This is a genomic window from Seonamhaeicola sp., assembly GCF_028281565.1.
Classification (GTDB): Bacteria; Bacteroidota; Bacteroidia; order Flavobacteriales; family Flavobacteriaceae; genus Seonamhaeicola.
The window spans coordinates 99,994-120,659 of sequence record NZ_JANQJQ010000016.1; the positions used below are offsets into that span (position 1 = coordinate 99,994).

Here is a 20,666-nt window from a genome sequence, read left to right on the forward strand (position 1 = left end):
AAACCCGAAAAATCATGATACATTCAAAACTATTTAAAAACCAACTAGCAAACTACTTTAAATCGGCCGGAATAATATGCATGGCTATCATATCAGGTTGTAGTTCTACTGAAACTTTTAAAGAGGAGGTCATTATAGAAGAGCAGCCTTATGAAGTGAATAATAATGCTGTAACATTATCTGAAAGGATAACTTATGTTAAAAGAACAGCAACTATCACACCTTTGATCAATGATGACAATGCCACTAGTAAAAGTAAATCCACTACCAGTAAAAACGGATCACAAGAACAATACTATTGGGAGCATGTCGCAGAAGTTGATCCCTTGGTATTAAACGGGCAGATCTTAAGTGCCACCCATTTTAGTTTATCCGATAACAGGGCCTACGTAAGTTATCATAAACAAGGCAATACCCATTTGGGAGCTGTTGAAATTATAGACCTGTCCAACCCAAATTTTCCATCCATTATAAGTCAAGCAACATTTTTAAATTCTGATATCAACGCGGTAGCCTCCGGATTTACTGAAGGGTCTTCGTTGCTTAAAGTTTGGCTGGCCATGTCAGATGCAATTCACGGAGCACAGCTGTATGAGTTAGAAACAGATGGCAGTCTATTTACCGAAAATTTTACCCGTGTCAATCTATCAAATATCATTGATGAATCAGGTGTTTCAGCATCCGCAAACGGAATTTCAGCTACTGATGATTATCTCTATGTAACTTCCGGAAAAACTTATGGAGGAACAGTACAGCTGAACAAAAATAATTTAGCACCTATTGCTTCAGAGAGTTATAGCAATGCCAAGTATATTGCCGTAAATGGTACCACAAGTAATTCTAAGGTGGTTAGTTTAGTTACAGGAGATAATGCTCAAGTTAAAGTTGATAATGTAAAAGAAGGCCTAAGCTCCAATACGTACGATATTGGTTCAATTTTGCATCAAAACGTACAGGAAACCTATCGCGGAAAGTCCACCATGGAGTTTTCACCTGTAAACACTAATAACATTTATATTGCCAAAGGCGAAGACGGTATTGCTTTGGTAGATGTTACTTCAGGACAAATTGTAAATGAATCCAAAGGTACCATGCTGGTTGTTGGTAACACCAATGGTGTAAGTACAGATGAAGATTATATATATGCTGCCAATGGATCTGATGGTATTTCAATTTCGCCACACCCAACATCGAATGGTGAAGCTATTGTACCGGTATTTCATTGGGATATGGCAGAAGAAGGTGCATCTGCAAATTATATCATGGCCGATGGAGAGTGGGTTTTTATAGCTAAAGGTGGCGGCGGATTTAAAATTTTGAGAAAACGTGTAAAAGACGAATACAAAACTATAACTACCTATAGTAATAATGGCAAACCGAATGGTTTAGAAGAAGATAAAGTAGTGTGTAGTACATTATTACCAAATATTTACAATACGGTGCTGCCGGAAAGACAAAATGCCATGATGGCACATCCGGAATATTTTGAAAATCCGGTGAAAAATATAGTTATTAAAGAAGAAACAGAATTATACCTAACCTTTATCGATGAAGGCGCCGGTTATAAAAATGTATTAGGGTATTATACCTACCAGGAAGGTAATAAGCCTTCAAATACCGACTTGTTAGATAAAATTGTGATTTTCCCAAATGCTTCTGCACAGGGGTCCGGGGGAGGACTAATACGTGGAAACACCATGCGCCTGCTGGGATCATTTGAGCCGGGAACTGTTGTTAGCTTCTTCTTAATTGCTAATGGATGGCGAAACGGACGTATTACCGACGGATATTATTCACAACATACAGATATTGATTATAATTTAAGTGGAAGACAACAGAGTATTATCTTTTTTGATGCCACCTGTAATTCAACAGTAATTGCCTTTGAAGATATTTCCGTTCCTAATGGAGATAATGATTTTAATGATGCTATTTTTGAAATTACAGCTTCAAATCCTGATGCTTTGGAAACAGCAACATTTAACCAAATAGGGAATTAAAATTATCATGTCATTATAAAATAGATCAAAAAAACGATTAATAGCGCTAATGTATAATAACTGATTGTTGAAGAAATTGATTTAGGTTTAACATTGTTTTGTGACTAAGGGTAGTGCTAATAGCGCTGCCTTTTTTCATTTTAGCCACCAATAGTGATCATACTACGGTTCCTACCGTGTAGATCCGGTTTCTGGAGTTTTTCTAAGGTGTCCATACCACCACGCATTTTAAATTTGGCCTGAACCGCTTTTTTAATAGTAGGTTCAATGGATTTACCTTGTCGAAGCTTAGATAACAGATCAGATTCCGTGGATGAAAACAAGCAGTTTTTTAACTGCCCGTTGGCGGTTAAACGCAATCTGTTACAGGAATCACAAAACGGATTGGTAACCGAGCTTATAATGGCAAAGCTGCCCTGATAGCCTTTTATGCTGTAGTTTTTGGCTGTATCGTTGGGAGCATCCTGTAAGCGTATGACATCGGTTTCAGAAAACACACCATTGACTTGTTTCATGACTTCTTTATAAGATACCATTTTACTCAAATCCCATTTGTTACCATCAAAAGGCATGAACTCTATAAAGCGTATAGAAACAGGTAGGTCTTTAGTGAATTTAATAAAATCAATGATCTCATCATCATTAAAGTCTTTCATCAAAACAGCATTTACCTTAACCTGAAAGCCTTCTTTAACCAAAAGTAAAATGTTGTTGTAAACCTTGTCAAACTGATTTCTGCGGGTGATATGAGTGAACTTTTCCTTATTGAGGGAATCTAAACTCACATTGACCTTTTTAATGCCATTGGCTTTTAAAACATCAATAAACTTGTCTATAATAACCGCATTTGAAGTGATGGACAATTCTACGGGAAGCGCCGCCAGTTTTTCTAAGATCACAGGAATATCTTTCCTTACAAAAGGCTCACCGCCGGTTAATCTTATTTTTGTCACACCATGCTTTACGAAGGTTTTGGCAATATCAAATACTTCTTCGTAGGTCATTAGATGACTTTTGGGAGACAATTGAACGCCCTCTTCCGGCATACAATAGGTGCAGCGTAAATTACACCGCTCCGTTAATGAAATACGTAAATAGGTATGGTCTCTACCGAATGTATCCTGTAATATGTTCTGTTCTTTCTTCATTTTCTGTTTAACAAACCTACAAGTTGGTAAAACCTTGCAGGTTGAAATTATGTTTTCTAATTACCTCCCTTTTGGGGAGGTCAGAATTGCGAAAAGCAATTCTGGGTGGGGCTTAGTCGTGCCTGGCGCCTTTTAAAATTCTAAAAATGTGTAGTACCGATGGAAAAATAGCATCCATGGATTCTTTGGCTCCGTTAGTTGATCCCGGTAGCGCTAATACCAAAGTATTTCCAATAGTCCCTGCGATACTTCGGGATAACATAGCGTAGGGTGTGCGCCCTTGCCCGTAACTACGAATGGCTTCCTCTATTCCCGGAATATGTCTGTCTAATAAGGGGGTTAGAGCTTCCGGAGTTACATCTCTTCCTGAAAGTCCCGTACCTCCGGTATAAATGACCATATCAATACCTTGTTCCTGGTACAACTTAACTTTTTCCTGAATGACTTCTTTTTCATCCGGAATGATAACGTATTCGGTGATAGAAACATCACAAGTTTTAAGTTTTTCAATAATGGCTTTTCCCGCTTTATCTTCTTTATGTCCGGCAGAAATAGTGTCGGAACAAACAACAACTGCTGCAGTCAGGTCCTTTCTAAACCGATCTTTAAAATCGGATTTACCACCTTTTTTATTAAGTAATTTAATAGTATGAATTTCAATGCCCTTATCTATTGGTTTTAACATGTCGTACATGTTCAACGCAACCACGCTAGCGCCATGCATGGCCTCTACTTCAACACCGGTTTTATAGATGGTTTTTACGGTGAATAGCACGGTGATTTCTAATCCGTTGATTTCGTAGTCCACTCCGGTATATTCAATAGGTAAAGGGTGGCAATCCGGTAAAATATCAGGCGTACGTTTTACACCCAATAGGCCTGCAGCCTTACTCATAGCAAAAACATTGCCTTTTGGAACCGTATCATTTTTAATAGCTTCAATGGTTTCCGGTTTACTGACCGAAACCACAGCTTGTGCCACAGCGGTTCTTAATGTTGTGCTTTTATGCGTAATATCTACCATGGTTTAACTATTTACTTTCCACTGGTGGGAGCTATCCTCAAAAATCTCTTTTCCAAAAACAGGAACATTTGCCTTAATGGCCTCAACAATGTATTGCAGAGCTTCAAAAACCACTTTGCGGTGCGGCGAGGATACAAAAACAAACAGGCATATTTCTCCTGCTTTTACAGTTCCTAAACTATGATAAATGTGCATACAGGTAAGGTCGAATTTTTCAAAAGCAGCCTCTCTGATGTCATGAAATTTTTGATTAGCCATAGCTTCATAGGCGGTATACTCAATAGCCGAAACGGTTTTTCCATCAATCTCATCGGCTCTTACCTGACCCAGGAAAATATTATGGGCACCGATATTTGTTTTAGTTTGATGTTTGTAAATAGAATGACCTATAAAGTCGGAGGAAATGGCACCTTCTTTAAATACGTTTTTTGGTTTTTTATCTTTCATAATCTGTTTTTTCATTTCAGCGAAAGCGGAAATCTTGTATTTGTTCTTTATATTGTTCTAAATAGTTTTTTATTTCCATAGCACCCTCTTGTATACTGTAACAGTTTGTGATGCCTTCTTCTTTTAAAAAGTCCACCGCTTTTTTACTTCGCACTCCGGACTGGCAGAAAAAATACTTTTCTTTGTTGTTATTTAAAAGTGCCAGGTTATTTTGTAATGAACTTAACGGCATAGACGCTACAGGTAATTCATCAACTTTAGGTTGTTCATGTATCTCCCTTACATCTATAATTTGAATGTGCTCTTTATTAATTATTTTTTGAATTGAAACCAGTTCATCGGTTTCACAATTAATGTTTAATACTCTTCCCTTAAAATTGGCTTGAGTGTTTAATACTTCATTTATTACAGTATCATTTCTGTTGATTTTTAAGGTGGACGTTTGATTTGTCAGTGAATTATAACAAAGCAATTTACCTGACAATACAGTACCAATGCCCAAAATAAGTTTAATGACTTCATTAGCTTGCATACTACCAATGATGCCCGGAAGCACTCCTAAAACACCGATTTCAGAACAATTGGGGACAGCATCTTTTTGTGGTGGATTAGGGAAGAGGCACCTGTAACTTGGTCCGTTTTGGTAATTGAATACCGATACCTGGCCTTCAAATTTGTATATAGCTCCAAAAACCAAAGGTTTATTGGTGATGATACAAGCGTCGTTCACAAGGTAACGGGTTTCAAAATTATCAGAGCCATCGACTATAATATCATATTGATTAAATAATTCAAGGGCGTTTTGATAGGTGAGAGCTTCGGGATATGCGTTTATTTTGATGTCACCGTTTAAATCTTCCAATCGTTTTTTTGCAGCTGTCGCTTTATTCGCTCCTAATGATGAATCGCCAAATAACACCTGACGTTGTAGATTGGATAGCTCAACGGTATCAAAATCGATAATACCAATGGTGCCAATGCCAGCGGCGGTTAGATATTGCAAAACCGGGCAACCCAAACCACCGGCACCAACAACCAGTACCCTGGCTTTTGAAAGTTTATCTTGACCTTCCGGACCAATTTCCGATAAAATGATATGTCTGTTGTATCTGTTTGTCATTTCTTTATTGTTCCTGCAAGGTTTAGCAAACCTTGTAGGTCTTTATCATACCTACAAGGTCTCAAAGACCTTGCAGTATTAGACCTTGCAGGGTTGGTTTATCCTCCGGCAAAAGGCGGTAATAATGCTATTTCCAATCCTGTTAATGCTGTTTCTAACGAAACCAACTCCTGGTTTTGCGCTATTTGAAAATCTTCGTTCTTTAATTGGTCATACCGCGTGTTGAGAACTTCCAATAAATCGGAAACTTGCCCTCCAATGACTTCCACAGTTTCTTCGTCTTTATTAGTGACTTCAGCTATTTGTCCAAAATATTTAACCGTTATATACATTTTCAATAGTTTTTAATTCTTCTTGTGTATTTACATTCAGAGTTGTGTCCTGTTCATCCACATGCAATACTACGTTTTTCGTTTTCAAAGTATTTATAACCCTTCTCAAACGTCGTTCATCATTTTGCAATGCATCCAAAAACACCTTAGCGCATTGTTTTTTGTAAAGTGCTATCAAAGGCATGGTTTTACCACTGCTTTCAATTTGAATGATGTCCGAATCCCTATCAGTAGTATCAATCAGCTTTTCTAAAACCGCTGTTTTTATTAACGGAATATCGCAACTGAGAATCAGGTTGTATTCAGTTCCCGAAGCTTCTAATCCCGAGTAAATACCGGCCACCGGTCCAGCATTTTTGATGGCATCTTCTATTCTTTTATAACCAAAGACATCATAGTCCGGATTATCGGAAACAATAATGATATCGTTGACCAAGGGCTTAAGAGCTTTTATGCTATACTCGACAAAACTTGTATTGTTCAGTTGTATAAAGCCTTTGTCAGAGCCCATTCTGGAGCTCTTACCTCCAGCCAAAATAATACCTGTTATGTTATTTTTATCAGTCATTTTTAAGTGAACATCAATTTAGCACAAGCAATTATCAGTACGAATGCCAGCATGTACCTCAAATTTTTGTTGTTTATTTTTTTACTTCCATAGTAACCACCTAAGACACCTCCAATGAGAGCAATAGCTACCAGAACAAAAGATCCCATTTCTAAGGTCACACCGCTACTTAATTGTCCTATCAAACCAGACGCAGAATTCACCCAAATAAATAGAGCTGAAACGGCCGCCGCTTCTTTCATTTTCCCCCAATGCAGCAATAGAATCACCGGACTTAGAATGATACCGCCACCAATGCCTATCAACCCTGAGAAGAATCCGATAATACCACCAACTACAAGGCCTTGCCATAGTTTGATTTGTTTAATACTATTACTTTCCTTTCCAAAAACGTTCAACATTTTAAGAATGGCAAATATTAAAAGGACTGCCAGAATTTTTTTATAGAGTGAGGCATCCACTTCAATGCTTCCCCCTAAAAAGGCCAGAGGAATGGAAGCCATAGCAAATGAAAGGAATAGTTTTTTATTAAAATACCCTTCTTTATAATAATAGTAAAACGAAATACCGGCTACAAACAAATTCAGCAGTAAGGCAGTAGGCTTCATGGTTTCCGGCGCAAATGAAAACAATGCCATTAATGCTAAATACCCACTGGCACCGCCATGTCCCACACTAGCATATAAAAAGGATACCACTGGGAGTATCAGTAAAAAGATGTATATGTTTTCGGTTTGTAACATGATAGTTTTAAGTGCTCTGAAGTGCCTAAAGTATTTAAAGTTATAAGTTTGTCCTTATGTTAGGTCGAGCGCAGTCGAGACCTATTTTATTTGTTCTACAATGAATGAAACCTCTCGACTGCGCTCGAGGGGACATTTTAATTTATAGTGCTTCAATTTTTTCAAGTTGTTGATCTAAAAACGCCCAACAGTTTTTATTGATCTCATCAAAGGCGTTAATTAAAGACTTACCATAATCAGTTAATTCAGCACCGCCGCCGCCTTTACCGCCAATACTGTTAATGGTTACAGGTTTTTTAGCCGACCTGTTTACGGAGTCTAACAATTGCCACGCTTTTTTGTATGAGATATTAAGTGATTTAGCGGCTTTTGATAAAGAGCCGGTTTCCTGTATGGCTTTCAATAAATGCACCCGACCTTCACCCAACAAGACATTGTTGTCAGATTCAATCCAAATTCGGCTTTTAATCTTATAACTCATTCCTTTAATTTTTTTAAACCGGTAATAAAATAGTTTCTAATGCATCACCTGTATTAATTTCTGATACGTCGGCCGGAACAAACACTAAGGCATTAGAAAGTGCAAAGGTCTGCAGCATAGAAGAGTTTTGCCCTTCCAAAAGTGCTACTTCACCATTATTATATATAGCCTTTAGAAACTGGGGGCGGTCTCCTCTTTTTATAAATTTTGAAACTGATTTAGCTTGAACCCTTGGTAATTCCGTATCAGTTCTATCCATCATGTTTTGCAAGGCAATGTAAACGTAAACGTAAAAACAGGACAGCGCCGCTGCCGGATTACCTGGCAATGCAAAAATGCAGGTACCTTCTTTTTTTCCAAAGAATAACGGCTTTCCCGGTTTTTGCTTCACCTTATAAAATTGTTCCGCTACGCCCAGCTCAATCAAAGCTTTACCAACATAATCATAATCGCCCACCGAAATCCCTCCGGTTATAAGCACTAAATCATTGGTTTCAATGACACTCTTAAGTAAATCAACCGTTTTGCCATAATTATCTTCAACCTTGTGCAGTGAAACATCATAAAACTTCAAGCTATACAACACGCTTTGTAGCATTTTGGAATTACTTTCGTAAATCTGGCCGTGCTTCAATTCCTGGCCGGGTTCAATAAGTTCATTACCGGTAGTTACAATAGCGATAGTGGGTTTTTTAAAAACGGAAACTTCGGTAATCCCTAAAGACGTTAAATAGCCAATTCCTGCCGGTGTTAATTTGGTACCTTTTTTTAAGGCGATATCTCCAGCGTTTACCTGCTCTCCCTTTGGACGAATGTTAAGCGTTTCTGCTATTTGATGTTCAATGTCAATGGTGCTATCATTGACGCTGACTTTTTCCTGCATCATAATGGCATTGGCAGAATCAGGAACTGCAGCACCGGTAAAAATTCTAACGGCCTCTCCGGGTTTTAGAACAGGCTGATGGCCATCTCCGGCTTTAACTTCATCAATCAATTGATAGGTTAAACTATCATGTAAATAGAGTGCATACCCATCCATAGCCGATTGCCTGAAAGGAGGCATATTAATAGGCGAAGTCACATCTTTTGACAACATATAGCCGTTAGCTTTTTCAACAGCTTTGATGGTTTCTTTTAATAAAGGTGTCACACTTTTTTTTACTGATACTATAGCTTCTTCTATTGAGATCATTGGGTTTTTCGTTATATCCGTGCAAATATAACGATTATAATTTTACAAAAAGTATGACATGTGTCATAATTTAAAAATGAAGTTATTTAGAACAATTGTAAATAACAAAAACCTGATTTTTGTCAGGTTTTTTCCTGTGATAAAACAAGACTTTTATGTCCGAAAAGAAAAACACTAGAAATGCCGATAAAAAGTTACCTGGCCCATCCGCATGATGGTAAAAAAGAAGAGCTTATAAATGCCATGTCGCAGCTCTCTAATTGCGAAGTGATACCTGCCGAAAATAAAGATCTACTCATTGTAGTAACCGACACCGATAATAAAATAGAAGACGAACAATTAAAAGAAAAGATAGAGGCTATTGACAGCTTAAAACTGCTGGCCATGGTTTCAGGATTTGACACACCTAAAAGTAAATAAGTATGTATACCTCGCTAACTAATAGACGTAGTTTTATAAAGAAAATGGCAGTATTGTCGGCAATGACAGCTGCAGCCAGTATGTTTCCGGGCATTTTATTTGCCGAAGAACAGGAAAAGAACTTGCCAAAAGGCGGTAATTTGGATTGGAAAAAAGCGCCTTGTAGATTCTGCGGCGTGGGTTGTGGTGTTTTGGTAGGTGTTGAAAACGGAAAAGCCGTTGCTGTTAAGGGTGATCCGAAATCACCGGTAAACAAAGGGCTTTGTTGTGTGAAAGGCTACCATGCGGTCATGGCACTTTACGGTAAGGACCGATTGACCAAACCATTGATAAAAAAGAATGGAAGATACGTTCAAACCTCTATGGATGAGGCCCTTGATTTAATAGCTTCCAAAATGAAGGAAACCATTAAAGATCATGGTAAAGATGCTGTGTCTATCTATGGTTCAGGTCAGTGGACTATTCCTGATGGTTATGCAGCTTCTAAATTATTTAAGGGCTGTATTGGCACCAATAATGTGGAAGCCAACGCCCGATTATGTATGGCGAGTGCGGTAACCGGGTTTTTAACATCTTTCGGAATGGATGAACCTATGGGTTGCTACGAAGATATTGACCATGCCGATGTGTTTGTGCTTTGGGGAAATAATATGGCCGAAATGCACCCGGTGCTTTTCTCAAGATTATTGGACCAAAGATTAAAACGTGGTGTAAAGATTATTGATTTTGCTACCAGAACCACACGTACCAGTATGGCGGCGGACAAGTCTATTATCTTCAAACCTCAAACGGATTTGGCAGTTGCAAATGCCATTTGTTACGAGATCATCAAGAATGGTTGGGTTAATAAGTCCTTTGTTGAAAAACACTGTAACTTCAGTAAAGGGTTGACCAATATGGGCTATGGTCTAGAGGATAAATATAAGTTTACAGATAAGCCTGAGAAGATTGATTTTGAAGCCTATAAAACATTCCTTGAAGATTATACCCCCGAAAAGGTAGAACAAATATCCGGAGTTTCTGCCAAGGATATCAAATACATGGCAGCCTACTACGGTGATCCTAATAAAAAGGTGATGTCATTATGGTGTATGGGTATGAACCAGCACTCTCGCGGCACCTGGATAAATAACCTGGTTTATAACATTCACTTACTAACAGGTAAAATTTCAACTCCTGGGAATAGTCCGTTTTCTTTAACCGGACAACCCAGCGCCTGTGGTACGGTAAGAGAGGTTGGTACGCTAACACATAAGCTGCCACATGGTGTAGTAATGAAAAAGGAACACCGCGAGTTTGCGGCAAAAATATGGGATGTACCTGTTGAGAACATTCCGTCTAAACCAACATATCATACCGTAGAGATGTTTAGAGCTCTTGATAGAGGCGATATCCGGTTTATGTGGATTCAGGTGACTAACCCGATGGTGACCATGCCAAAACTGAAACGGTACAGAGATGGTGCTAAGAAAGAAGGACGCTTTATTGTAGTGTCTGATGTGTATCCAACACCAACAACCGATATTGCCGATGTGATTTTACCATCGGCCATGTGGATTGAACGCGAAGGACTCTTTGGAAATTCAGAGCGAAGAACCCAGCACTTTGAGAAAATGGTAGAGGCGCCCGGAGAATCTATGAGTGACACCTGGCAGCTTATTGAAGTAGCTAAGCGTATGGGTTTTGAAAAGCAATTCTACTACAAGAAAGAAACCCATATCGAGGAAATTTATAATGAATACCGTAAGCACCACGATAATAAAAAGCATAACATGGCACCGTTAGAGGTGTTGAAATCGGAACCGGGAGTTTTATGGCCTTATGTAGATGGTAAATCTACCCAATGGCGTTTTAATGCCAAATACGATCCTGCCTGCAGCAATGGAGAAGCGTTCCATTTCTATGGGAAACCGGACGGTAAGGCAGTGATTTGGCAACGTCCTTACGAACCGGCAGCCGAAGAACCCGATGAAGCATATCCATATTGGCTAAATACGGGTCGCGTGGTAGAACATTGGCATACCGGATCTATGACCAGACGTATTCCGGTATTACATAAAGCTATGCCTCATGCCTATGTGGAATTGAATCCGGGCGATGCCGAACGTCTGCAAATTAAAACTGGAGATAAGGTTAAGTTAACAACAAGAAGGGGCGAGATCGTTTTACCGGCATCAGTAAATCAACGGGGTGTACCGGCACCAATGCAAGTGTTTGTACCATTCTTTGATGAAAATTTACTGATCAATGATATTACTTTAGATTCTTTCTGTCCGATATCTAAAGAACCCGATTATAAAAAATGTGCCGTTAACGTTGAAAAAGTGTAACACATGAGGAAACGATTAGGTATCATATCATTATTTGTCATCCTGTTCATGGCTTTTATTTGGGTTTGGAATTTTAGTTATCAAACAGGACGTGAAGAAGCGTACGTTCCTATTGATAATAACAATCCCGTTCCGGTGATCCCTTCTGAAACAGGAGTATTTGAACGTTCGGAATATGCATTGGAGTATGCTAATATGCCCGTAGACGAGGCGCATCAGCGTTCATTAAAGGATTATTATAAAAACCGAGCATTTCACGGGGCACCGCCAAGCATTCCCCATGAGGTTGAAGACGACCGAAATATGGGAGATAATAGCTGCTTAAAATGCCATCAAAATGGAGGCTATGTTGATAAATTCAAAGCATACACACCGGTGGTACCACATCCTGAAATGGTTAACTGCAGACAGTGCCATTTGCCACAACAGACGCAGACCCTGTTTAAGGGCACTAATTTCCATAAAGTAGAGGCTCCGGAGGTTGGAACTAATAATGCCTTGGTGGGAAGCCCGCCAATCATACCGCATCAAATACAGATGCATGAGAATTGTTTGTCTTGCCATGCGGGACCAGGTGCACCAAAAGAGATTCGTGTCACACATCCTGAGCGTATCAATTGCAGGCAATGTCACGTACCTAATAATAAAGAAATGACTGATATAGGGATTTTTAAAAGAGCAACTAGTAATGAGTAAGCATATTATACATAGAATCGTTTGTGTGTCGTTCTTAACACTTGTGTTATGCTCTTGTAAACATGGTGAAGGCGAATATCACGGTATTACAGACAAGATTGCGGCAGAAAGTAAAAATTATCATGGAACCTTATCCTCTGAAGTTCATTTAGAAGGTATTGAGACCATTGAGATTACCGAAGGAGGTCATACGTTTTTGATCCCTGAAAGAAAAGGTCAGATAAAATCATATGCCTGTACCGAATGCCATTCTAAACCCCTGGCTCAATTACAAAGTAAAGATGGTAAAAAAGCGCATTGGGATATTAAACTGGTTCATGCCAATGAAAACACCATGAACTGTACTACCTGCCATGATGGTAGTGGCATGGACGATTTAATTAGCTTAACAGGCAACAGTATCGATTTTAATAACAGCTATAATTTGTGTAACCAGTGTCACACCAAGCAGTTTGAAGACTGGACAGGTGGCGCACATGGTAAACGTATAGGCGGTTGGGCACCACCACGGGCTTCCATGACTTGTGTGAATTGTCATAATCCGCATGAACCTCATTTTGAGACCAGATGGCCGGCACGTTTTAATACACAAAAAATAAAAGAAAGAGAATAGTATGCGAAGCGATAACAAAAAATGGTTTCCCTTAAATATTGGTCGTAAAAACCAGGAGGCTTCCAACGGATGTAGTTGTGGTAAACCATCCGGAAGTTGTGGTGGACACACCCAGGAGGTTAAAAAAGATGGTTTTGAACAGGTGTTCGATGTAAAAATGGATCGTCGCTCCGCTTTTAAACAACTGGCGGCAAGTTTAGCCATTGGAGCCGGAGCCGTAAGTACGTCCTGTAGTATGTTTTCGGGCGAAGACAGTAAAGAAAAAGCGCAGATTGATTGGGAAGAGCAGTTCAAAGGGAACTACAAATTGATGACGGATGAAGAGAAGCAGGCGACTGTAGACAGGTTAGTGCGTTCGTATCAGCTTCGGACAGGAAAAACCATTAATATGTCGGCCAAAAATGCAGAAGAAGATGTGCTGTTTGGTTATGCATTTAATATTTCAAAGTGCCAGGGCTATATGGATTGTGTAAGTGCCTGTGTTGAAGAAAATAACCAGGATAGAAACTCTCAGATGCAATACATTCGCATTCATGAAATGAAGGACGGAAAGGGCTTCAATTTTAATGAAGCAGATGATAATTATTATCACGAAGTTCCGGCAGAAGGTCATTTCTATATGGGAACGCAGTGTTTCCATTGCGATAATCCACCCTGTGTTAATGTGTGTCCGGTACAAGCCACCTGGAGAGAAGATGATGGTTTGGTAGTGGTAGATTACGATTGGTGCGTGGGCTGTAGATACTGTATGGCGGCATGTCCTTATGACGGACGTCGTTTTAACTGGAGTAAGCCTGAAGTGCCCGAGGAGGAGATCAATAAAAATCAGCACTATTTGGGGAACCGCCTTCGTAAAAAAGGTGTTATGGAAAAATGTACCTTCTGTGTACAGCGTTCCAGAGCCGGTAAAAACCCAGCCTGTGTGGAGGCTTGTCCAACGGGAGCAAGAATATTTGGGAACTTGTTGGATCCCAACAGTACTATCAGATGGGTATTGGAGAATAAAAAAGTATTCAGATTAAAAGAAGACCTGGGAACAGAACCTAAGTTCTGGTATTTTATGGACTAATGTTGGTTAGCGTTAGGGATTGCAACGGCATCCTTTTTTAACCAAACCAAATGCGTTGTCATTGCGAGGAAGAATGACGAAGTAATCGCTTCCTCTTGAGGAGATTGCCACAGTAAATTGGAAATTTACTTCACAATGATGTTAAAAAAGATATAGTGGAAAGCCCGACCGGAGGGACTCCTGCAAGGTTTTCAAAACCTTGTAGGTATGGAACGAAGGTAACGCCCAAAGAAAAGAAATAACATATAAATGAGACGATTAAAAGTTTTTAAAAGTTTAGTTAGAGATAGTTTAGATACTATAACACACGGTTCTAAAAAGTACCATTTATGGATGGCCGCCTTAACCTTTATCATGTTAGTGGGTATGTACTGCTATTCCATCCAATTAGATCAGGGATTGAGCGTTACAGGAATGACCGATAGGGTCAGCTGGGGTTTATACATATCAAATTTTACATTTTTAGTGGGCGTTGCCGCAGCCGCTGTTATGTTGGTCATGCCAACCTATGTATTGAAGGATATTGATTTTAAACAGGCTGTTTTAATTGGTGAAGGTTTAGCTGTAGCAGCATTAATTATGTGTTTAGCCTTTGTGATTGCCGATATGGGAGGGCCTTCTGTGTTATGGCATATGATACCGGGAATAGGTGTTTTTAACTTTCCAAACTCTATGTTGACATGGGATGTGTTGGTACTTAACGGTTACCTGTTTTTAAACCTGACTATTCCTTTTTATATTTTGTTCAGACACTACCAGGGGAAAAAATCCAAGCGAAGTGTTTATGTTCCCGGAGCATTTATATCGGTATTTTGGGCAGTGGCCATTCACCTGGTAACGGCATTTCTTTATCAGGGATTACAGGCCAGACCGTTTTGGAATAATGCTTTACTGGGTCCAAGGTTCTTAGCTTCGGCATTTGCCGCAGGGCCTGCATTGATCATTTTGGTATTGGCTATTATAAGAACCTATACATCGTTTAAGGTTGAAGATAAGACCATTAAAAAAATAGCCATGGTGGTTACCGTAGCTGCTCAGATCAACCTGATCATGTTAATTTCCGAATTGTTTAAAGAGTTTTATGCACCGACACATCACAGTGAAAGTGCTTACTATCTATTCTTCGGATTGCATGGGAAAGATGCCTTGTTGCCCTGGATATGGACTGCAATTTCATTAAATGTCCTCGCAACCATATTACTTACGTTCCACAAGCTAAGAAATAATTTTAAAGTATTGTTCTTTGCCTGTTTAATCTTATTTATAGGCATTTGGATCGAAAAAGGCTTCGGTCTTATTGTTCCCGGCTTTATTCCAGGGCCTTACGGTAAAATAGCCGAATATACGCCTACCGGTATTGAAATAGGCGTTACATTAGGTATTTGGGCATTAGGCGCGTTTGTATTCACCATTTTAGCTAAAACGGCCATCGGTATTGAAATAGGAAAACTTCGTTATAAGAAATAGATCGCAGTTACACATTTCATAATTTTAGGGTGTCAATTTTTTGAGTATCCAAAAAAAGAACAGGCATTTTTATCAGGCTCCTAAAAATATGCACGCATAGCAAAAAACTAAGTATTATTACGTATGTTTGTAATAATCAAATGGTTTATGCTTACAGTTGCTCCATATACAAAGTCTAAAAGAACGTCTTCGGGTAAGATCTCTTGCGGAGCCTGTGAAAATACTAAATGCTTAGTCAAAAAGAACCTTAAAGTCTTTGAAACCTCCGGATTTTTAGAACAAAAAAATGAGATCTTCTGTAAAAAGGGGCAGCAGTTCATTATTGAAGGAGCGCCTGTTAATGGGCTGTTCTTTACCCTTCAGGGTAAGGTTAAAGTGTTTAGGACCGGCATAAACGGTAAAGAACAAATCGTAAGGTTTGCAAAAGATGGTGAAATCATTGGACACCGTGGATTTGGTACCGAAGAGTATTATTCCATAGGGGCTATTGCATTGGAAGATACCGTTTTATGCTATTTCTCTAAGGATGCCCTGCAAAAAGCATTACGCGAAAACCCTGAGTTCACCTATGATATGATGCTTTTTTATGCCAATGAGCTTAATAGAAGTGAATCCAAAGTAAAATCCTTATCTCAAATGACCGTTCGGGAACGCGTGGTGGATACCTTATTATATATCAACCGAAAGTTTGGTGACCTAAATGGTTTTTTAAACTTACCACTCAGTAGAAAGGAATATGCTGATTATGCCGGAACTTCTGAAGAACAGGTCATTCGTGTTTTTTCAGCTTTGAAAAAAGAAGGCTTAATTGTTGCCAGTGGTAAAAAGATCGGTATTACCGATATAGCACTACTTAAAAAAGAAATCAGCGAGCATAACTTCTTTTTAGATTCTTAGTTTTCTCGCAAAGACAGGAAAACGCTAAGTTTTAAATTCTTAAAAATCAAATTCCAAATTCCAACTACAGACTGTGTGCTGCCTACTGAGCACTGAATACTGCAACTGCCAACTGAATATGGTGTAAAACCAGTTTTTAAACTGTGTTATCCCAAAAGAAAAGATGTTGTAAAAAGGTGTTTTCTTCTGCTGATATCCATATTTAATTCCATAGAGACCTTTTAGTTTTGCTTTATAAATAAGTATTAATACTTATAACATGTTGTAAGTATTTTAGAACCTTAAAAAAGCAGAAAAAATGGAAGAAAAAACAATCTCCTTAGTACAGGATTCATTTGAAAAAGTAAAACCAATTGCAGCAACCGCGGCAGAAATATTTTATTCAAAATTGTTTGAATTGGACCCACACCTAAAACCGCTTTTTCCAAGTAGTGAAGAGGCTATGAAAGTGCAGGGCAACAAATTAATGTCAATGTTGGCGGCAGCGGTAGCCGGATTAAGTAATCTGGAAGCTTTGGTTCCTATATTACAGGATTTGGGTAAGCGTCATGTTGAATATAAAGTAGAGCCATTTCATTACACTACAGTAGGAGAAGCTTTGTTGGGGACACTTGAAACCGGATTGGGGGATGACTTTACTCCGGAAGTGAAAGAAGCATGGGCCAGTGTCTACGGCACTATGTCGGATGTTATGATAGAAGCGGCTTATTAATAATTGATAACTAAAATTCAGAGGTATGAGATATATAAATAAAATACAACTAGTAGTACTGTTTAGCCTTGTTTTGTTAAATGCCTGTGGCGGTGTTCCGGAGGAAAAAACAGAAACTGCGGGCACAGAAAATGCGTTTTCGGTTGAAAAAGTATTAGAAATGGTAGCCAAAGAGAATGATGTAACCAGAACACTTTATACCAAGGCTATAGTTGGGAAAGGAAAAGCACAGGGAATGAAGTTTGATGAAGATTGGCGAAAGGATGACGTAGAAGCAGGCCCGTTACCGGCTTTGTTTTTAAGAGGTATAGCAACCAGTATAAGAAAAAGCCCCGTACCATTAGGATTATATTTAGGGTCTGATTTTCCGGTAAACGCAGCAAATAAGTTTGAAGGGAAGCAGGCCGATCTATTTGAACAAATTAAAAAAGATCAAAAACCCCAGTTTTTTTATGAAGAAGAACAAAAGCTGTATACGGCCATGTTTGCCGATCTGGCCAGTGCAGGCGCTTGTGTAACCTGCCATAATGAGCATCCTCAAACAGCAAAGTCCGATTGGAAATTGGGAGATGTTATGGGAGCAACTACCTGGCAGTACCCCAAAGATTCACTAAGCTACAAAGAAACAGTAGCTGTTTTAAATTCATATGCCAAAGGTACAGTAGATATTTATTTGGAATACTTAGATGAAATTGAAGCTTTTAAGGAAAGTGAAAAACCGGAAATAGGCGACAAATGGCCTGCAGAAGGTAATTACCTGCCAACACCCGAAGTCTTCTTAGATAGTGTTAAAAAGCTTTCGTCTTATGAAACCATGAAGCACCTGGTAGCTGTCAAGTAGTACTTTGTTTCAGTGTTAAAATTGCAATCCCTTCTCATTTTGTTTTGTTGACAATGAAATGGGGAGATTGCAATTGCTTTCAATAAAAATACCTCTATATGGTTATAAAAAATAACAAATCTACCTTAATAGGACTGGTGTTCCTTATAGCTTATTTTTTCCAATACTTTTTAAAATTAGAATGGAACTGGTTATTTCAATGGCAGCAGGAAGAACTATTTAAAAGGTGGTCTGGCCTGGCTTTAATGATGCTTATAACATGTCAATGGATGCTGACACTTTCCAGGGTGATTAAAAAATTCAGGAAACACGCCATGGCCATGCAGGCTATCCATAAATGGTTGGGAGCTGTAAGCCCATTGTTCTTTTATATACATAGCATGGGATTAGGTTACGGGTACTTATTATTGTTAAGCTATATCTTTTTCTCAAATGCGTTGCTGGGGTATTTCAATTTAGATGTTATCAGGAATAATAGTGATATCCTGTTCAAGGGTTGGATGATTGTGCATGTAGCCTTGTCGATAATAGTTACCATTCTTATGGTATTTCACATCACTATGGTGTTTTATTACAAATAGAAAAATTATGAAGCTACTGGTAAAAGATATTATAAAGGAAACTGACGATGCTGTTAGTGTTTGTTTTAAAAACGGAAATTTTTTTAAAAAGTTGAAATATAAACCGGGTCAATTTTTAACCATTCATGTACCTGTTGAAAATAAAGTTCATAAAAGAGCCTATTCATTTAGTAGTAATCCTTATACGGACAAAGATTTAAAAATTACTATAAAACGGGTTGAAAAGGGATTGGTTTCCAATTATGTGCATGATCACCTGAATATTGGAGATACATTAAAAGTGGATGCCCCTGCCGGGACGTTTTGTATTAATCCTGATGGTAAATCAAAGAACCAATATGTTTTGTTTGCAGGGGGAAGCGGCATAACACCTATGTTCTCCATCGTGAAATCGGTTTTAACCGAAGAGAAAGACTCCAAAGTACTTTTGATTTATGCCAATCAAAACACGGAGTCTATCATCTTTCATGATGAAATAAAAGCGTTAGAAGAAAAATACCCGGAAAATTTTTCAGTAGAGCATATTATTTCGGTTTGTAACGGTTGCCATAATAATTATCATGTTGGATTAGCGACGCATGAACTTATTGATAAAATATTTTTAAAGCATGATTTAACTTATGACGATCATGTATATATGATATGCGGCCCTTTTGGATACATGGAGAAGATCAAAGAGGTTTTAAAAGATAATGGTATTACCAGGAATAAAATTAAACTGGAAGTTTTCAAAGCACCGGAAGTCAAGGTAACAGGTAAAGATTTGCTAAGTGATGTTACCTTAAAGTTTGAGGGTGAAGCACATGCTTTAAAGGTTAGGGGAGACCGATCAATTTTGCAGCAAGCCATGTCTGACAATATTGTTATTCCCTATTCTTGTAGAGCCGGTATGTGTGCAACATGTAAAGCCACATGTGTAGAAGGCGAAGTAAAAATGACTGATGGTCATTTGCTTCCTGATAGTGATGTGGAAAATGGTACTATTCTTACGTGTATTACCTATCCGGTAAGTGAAAAAGTAGTCATAGAAATATAATTAAACCGAAATCATATGTTTAAGGTAAGTCCGTTACGAAAAAGACAATTTTTAGGAGGTATCATAGGTTTGGTACTTGGCATTGCCATATTTTATATCCTTACGCTTGAAAGTACCGAGCAATATATTTCTATCGGACCAATGAATACAGGACACCAGGATCTAAATTGTTTTGCTTGTCATGCCGATGCCAAAGGGAATTTATTTCAGCAATTGCAATCGAACATGTCACATGCCGTAGGAGCACGGAAAGAAGGGGTGGATTTTGGGACACAGGATGTAACAGTAGATAATTGTTTGCAATGTCATGACAGGCCAAATGACAGGCATCCGACATACAGGTTTTCAGAGCCCAGGTTTAAAGATGCTATTAAAAATATAGATGCTACCACCTGTATCACCTGTCATACGGAACATGAAGAAGAACGTGTTTCTGTAGCTACAGTTAATTACTGTATGAATTGTCACCAGGACCTGGAAGTTGAAAATGATCCATTGGATATTTCTCATAAAGATTTAATAGTGGAAGAAGCATGGACCACCTGTATTCAATGTCATGATTTTCATGGAAATCACAGGTATGAAGTACCTGAGAAGTTGGGGGATACTATTCCCATGAAAATAATTCGGCATTATTTTGACGGTGGTGAGGACCCTTATGGAACGGACAAAAAGTATATAGCGCTTTCTCAAAAGGCGTGGCTGGAGCAGTTAAAAAATGACTAAAAGCATTATTAATAGTTAATAATACGTAATATTAAGTATGTCGGTTATAATAAATACTTATAAAGATATCTGATGCAAGTTGCTTGTTTTCAGCTTTTTATTGGTTAAACCTGCCTTTTGGCAGGTTTTTTTGTGGCGTAAAAAGTGGTTTTGCTATGGTGTTCATCATGAAATAGAAGTAACACTACTTATATATTTGTCATGAAATTAAGTATAAATACTT

Annotated in this window: 22 protein-coding genes; 13 read left to right on the plus strand and 9 right to left on the minus strand. The window is 38.5% G+C overall.

What is annotated here, in order from left to right:
* The first annotated feature begins 14 nt into the window (after positions 1–14).
* Positions 15–2,000: a DUF4114 domain-containing protein gene (locus Q0983_RS08275; protein WP_299551222.1), complete on the plus strand. Its 1,986-nt coding sequence runs from the start codon at positions 15–17 to the stop codon at positions 1,998–2,000.
* Positions 2,001–2,140: 140 nt separating this feature from the next.
* Here the strand turns inward: Q0983_RS08275 and moaA are convergent, their stop codons facing one another.
* The 9 genes from moaA to glp form a co-directional block, all read right to left on the minus strand.
* A complete protein-coding gene (gene moaA, locus Q0983_RS08280; RefSeq protein WP_299551225.1) occupies positions 2,141–3,148 on the minus strand; it encodes a GTP 3',8-cyclase MoaA in 1,008 nt (335 codons plus the stop codon).
* Between the two features lie 112 nt (positions 3,149–3,260).
* A complete protein-coding gene (gene moaCB, locus Q0983_RS08285) occupies positions 3,261–4,172 on the minus strand; it encodes a bifunctional molybdenum cofactor biosynthesis protein MoaC/MoaB (protein WP_299551228.1) in 912 nt (303 codons plus the stop codon).
* Positions 4,173–4,175: 3 nt separating this feature from the next.
* Positions 4,176–4,619: a molybdenum cofactor biosynthesis protein MoaE gene (locus Q0983_RS08290; RefSeq protein ID WP_299551231.1), complete on the minus strand. Its 444-nt coding sequence runs from the start codon at positions 4,617–4,619 to the stop codon at positions 4,176–4,178.
* A 16-nt stretch (positions 4,620–4,635) separates the two neighbouring features.
* Positions 4,636–5,739: a molybdopterin-synthase adenylyltransferase MoeB gene (moeB, locus tag Q0983_RS08295; protein WP_299551234.1), complete on the minus strand. Its 1,104-nt coding sequence runs from the start codon at positions 5,737–5,739 to the stop codon at positions 4,636–4,638.
* Between the two features lie 98 nt (positions 5,740–5,837).
* Complete coding sequence (locus Q0983_RS08300) at positions 5,838–6,071, minus strand: MoaD/ThiS family protein (protein ID WP_299551236.1); 234 nt, start codon at positions 6,069–6,071, stop codon at positions 5,838–5,840.
* Entirely contained in the window at positions 6,055–6,639 is a 585-nt protein-coding gene (locus Q0983_RS08305; RefSeq protein WP_299551239.1) for a molybdenum cofactor guanylyltransferase, read from the minus strand. The genes Q0983_RS08300 and Q0983_RS08305 overlap by 17 nt, the downstream gene beginning before the upstream one ends.
* Positions 6,640–6,641: 2 nt before the next feature.
* On the minus strand, positions 6,642–7,382 hold the full coding sequence (locus Q0983_RS08310; protein WP_299551242.1) for a sulfite exporter TauE/SafE family protein: 741 nt from the start codon (positions 7,380–7,382) through the stop codon (positions 6,642–6,644).
* Between the two features lie 142 nt (positions 7,383–7,524).
* A complete protein-coding gene (locus Q0983_RS08315; RefSeq protein WP_299551245.1) occupies positions 7,525–7,863 on the minus strand; it encodes a LysR family transcriptional regulator in 339 nt (112 codons plus the stop codon).
* Between the two features lie 13 nt (positions 7,864–7,876).
* Positions 7,877–9,055 carry a gephyrin-like molybdotransferase Glp gene (gene glp / locus Q0983_RS08320; protein WP_299551248.1) on the minus strand — a complete coding sequence of 393 codons (1,179 nt, stop codon included), beginning with the start codon at positions 9,053–9,055 and terminating at the stop codon, positions 7,877–7,879.
* 180 nt (positions 9,056–9,235) lie between these two features.
* Between glp and Q0983_RS08325 the strand changes: the two genes are divergently transcribed.
* The 12 genes from Q0983_RS08325 to Q0983_RS08380 all read left to right on the plus strand — a co-directional run bounded on the left by Q0983_RS08325 (position 9,236) and on the right by Q0983_RS08380 (position 20,443).
* Positions 9,236–9,475, plus strand: a complete 240-nt coding sequence (locus Q0983_RS08325) for a hypothetical protein (protein ID WP_299551250.1) — start codon at positions 9,236–9,238, stop codon at positions 9,473–9,475.
* Positions 9,476–9,477: 2 nt separating this feature from the next.
* Positions 9,478–11,805: a molybdopterin-dependent oxidoreductase gene (locus Q0983_RS08330; protein WP_299551253.1), complete on the plus strand. Its 2,328-nt coding sequence runs from the start codon at positions 9,478–9,480 to the stop codon at positions 11,803–11,805.
* Positions 11,806–11,808: 3 nt separating this feature from the next.
* Positions 11,809–12,501: a multiheme c-type cytochrome gene (locus tag Q0983_RS08335; protein ID WP_299551256.1), complete on the plus strand. Its 693-nt coding sequence runs from the start codon at positions 11,809–11,811 to the stop codon at positions 12,499–12,501.
* Complete coding sequence (locus Q0983_RS08340) at positions 12,494–13,114, plus strand: cytochrome c3 family protein (protein ID WP_299551259.1); 621 nt, start codon at positions 12,494–12,496, stop codon at positions 13,112–13,114. The genes Q0983_RS08335 and Q0983_RS08340 overlap by 8 nt, the downstream gene beginning before the upstream one ends.
* Position 13,115: 1 nt before the next feature.
* Positions 13,116–14,183 carry a 4Fe-4S dicluster domain-containing protein gene (locus Q0983_RS08345; protein WP_299551262.1) on the plus strand — a complete coding sequence of 356 codons (1,068 nt, stop codon included), beginning with the start codon at positions 13,116–13,118 and terminating at the stop codon, positions 14,181–14,183.
* 249 nt (positions 14,184–14,432) lie between these two features.
* Positions 14,433–15,650, plus strand: a complete 1,218-nt coding sequence (gene dsrP, locus Q0983_RS08350) for a sulfate reduction electron transfer complex DsrMKJOP subunit DsrP (protein WP_299551265.1) — start codon at positions 14,433–14,435, stop codon at positions 15,648–15,650.
* Between the two features lie 123 nt (positions 15,651–15,773).
* The gene (locus tag Q0983_RS08355; RefSeq protein ID WP_299551268.1) at positions 15,774–16,547 is read left to right on the plus strand and encodes a Crp/Fnr family transcriptional regulator; all 774 of its coding nucleotides are present in this window, start codon (positions 15,774–15,776) and stop codon (positions 16,545–16,547) included.
* Positions 16,548–16,845: 298 nt separating this feature from the next.
* Positions 16,846–17,259: a globin family protein gene (locus Q0983_RS08360; RefSeq protein ID WP_299551271.1), complete on the plus strand. Its 414-nt coding sequence runs from the start codon at positions 16,846–16,848 to the stop codon at positions 17,257–17,259.
* A 25-nt stretch (positions 17,260–17,284) separates the two neighbouring features.
* Entirely contained in the window at positions 17,285–18,100 is an 816-nt protein-coding gene (locus Q0983_RS08365; protein ID WP_299551274.1) for a DUF3365 domain-containing protein, read from the plus strand.
* A 98-nt stretch (positions 18,101–18,198) separates the two neighbouring features.
* Complete coding sequence (locus Q0983_RS08370) at positions 18,199–18,681, plus strand: hypothetical protein (RefSeq protein WP_299551277.1); 483 nt, start codon at positions 18,199–18,201, stop codon at positions 18,679–18,681.
* A 7-nt stretch (positions 18,682–18,688) separates the two neighbouring features.
* Complete coding sequence (locus Q0983_RS08375; protein WP_299551279.1) at positions 18,689–19,717, plus strand: ferredoxin--NADP reductase; 1,029 nt, start codon at positions 18,689–18,691, stop codon at positions 19,715–19,717.
* A gap of 15 nt (positions 19,718–19,732) precedes the next feature.
* Positions 19,733–20,443 carry a cytochrome c3 family protein gene (locus tag Q0983_RS08380; RefSeq protein WP_299551282.1) on the plus strand — a complete coding sequence of 237 codons (711 nt, stop codon included), beginning with the start codon at positions 19,733–19,735 and terminating at the stop codon, positions 20,441–20,443.
* The last annotated feature ends 223 nt before the right edge of the window (positions 20,444–20,666 follow it).

What these genes read in the sequence shown, in the direction of transcription:
- Q0983_RS08290 (WP_299551231.1), bottom strand. Translation starts at nt 4,619, where the DNA reads ATGAAAGATAAAAAACCAAAAAACGTATTTAAAGAAGGTGCCATTTCC.
- dsrP (WP_299551265.1), top strand. Translation starts at nt 14,433, where the DNA reads ATGAGACGATTAAAAGTTTTTAAAAGTTTAGTTAGAGATAGTTTAGAT.
- Q0983_RS08305 (WP_299551239.1), bottom strand. Translation starts at nt 6,639, where the DNA reads ATGACTGATAAAAATAACATAACAGGTATTATTTTGGCTGGAGGTAAG.
- Q0983_RS08355 (WP_299551268.1), top strand. Translation starts at nt 15,774, where the DNA reads ATGTTTGTAATAATCAAATGGTTTATGCTTACAGTTGCTCCATATACA.
- Q0983_RS08380 (WP_299551282.1), top strand. Translation starts at nt 19,733, where the DNA reads ATGTTTAAGGTAAGTCCGTTACGAAAAAGACAATTTTTAGGAGGTATC.
- Q0983_RS08340 (WP_299551259.1), top strand. Translation starts at nt 12,494, where the DNA reads ATGAGTAAGCATATTATACATAGAATCGTTTGTGTGTCGTTCTTAACA.
- Q0983_RS08325 (WP_299551250.1), top strand. Translation starts at nt 9,236, where the DNA reads ATGCCGATAAAAAGTTACCTGGCCCATCCGCATGATGGTAAAAAAGAA.
- Q0983_RS08370 (WP_299551277.1), top strand. Translation starts at nt 18,199, where the DNA reads ATGGTTATAAAAAATAACAAATCTACCTTAATAGGACTGGTGTTCCTT.
- Q0983_RS08310 (WP_299551242.1), bottom strand. Translation starts at nt 7,382, where the DNA reads ATGTTACAAACCGAAAACATATACATCTTTTTACTGATACTCCCAGTG.
- Q0983_RS08365 (WP_299551274.1), top strand. Translation starts at nt 17,285, where the DNA reads ATGAGATATATAAATAAAATACAACTAGTAGTACTGTTTAGCCTTGTT.
- Q0983_RS08300 (WP_299551236.1), bottom strand. Translation starts at nt 6,071, where the DNA reads ATGTATATAACGGTTAAATATTTTGGACAAATAGCTGAAGTCACTAAT.
- Q0983_RS08360 (WP_299551271.1), top strand. Translation starts at nt 16,846, where the DNA reads ATGGAAGAAAAAACAATCTCCTTAGTACAGGATTCATTTGAAAAAGTA.
- Q0983_RS08330 (WP_299551253.1), top strand. Translation starts at nt 9,478, where the DNA reads ATGTATACCTCGCTAACTAATAGACGTAGTTTTATAAAGAAAATGGCA.
- Q0983_RS08345 (WP_299551262.1), top strand. Translation starts at nt 13,116, where the DNA reads ATGCGAAGCGATAACAAAAAATGGTTTCCCTTAAATATTGGTCGTAAA.
- Q0983_RS08315 (WP_299551245.1), bottom strand. Translation starts at nt 7,863, where the DNA reads ATGAGTTATAAGATTAAAAGCCGAATTTGGATTGAATCTGACAACAAT.
- moeB (WP_299551234.1), bottom strand. Translation starts at nt 5,739, where the DNA reads ATGACAAACAGATACAACAGACATATCATTTTATCGGAAATTGGTCCG.
- Q0983_RS08275 (WP_299551222.1), top strand. Translation starts at nt 15, where the DNA reads ATGATACATTCAAAACTATTTAAAAACCAACTAGCAAACTACTTTAAA.
- moaCB (WP_299551228.1), bottom strand. Translation starts at nt 4,172, where the DNA reads ATGGTAGATATTACGCATAAAAGCACAACATTAAGAACCGCTGTGGCA.
- glp (WP_299551248.1), bottom strand. Translation starts at nt 9,055, where the DNA reads ATGATCTCAATAGAAGAAGCTATAGTATCAGTAAAAAAAAGTGTGACA.
- Q0983_RS08375 (WP_299551279.1), top strand. Translation starts at nt 18,689, where the DNA reads ATGAAGCTACTGGTAAAAGATATTATAAAGGAAACTGACGATGCTGTT.
- moaA (WP_299551225.1), bottom strand. Translation starts at nt 3,148, where the DNA reads ATGAAGAAAGAACAGAACATATTACAGGATACATTCGGTAGAGACCAT.
- Q0983_RS08335 (WP_299551256.1), top strand. Translation starts at nt 11,809, where the DNA reads ATGAGGAAACGATTAGGTATCATATCATTATTTGTCATCCTGTTCATG.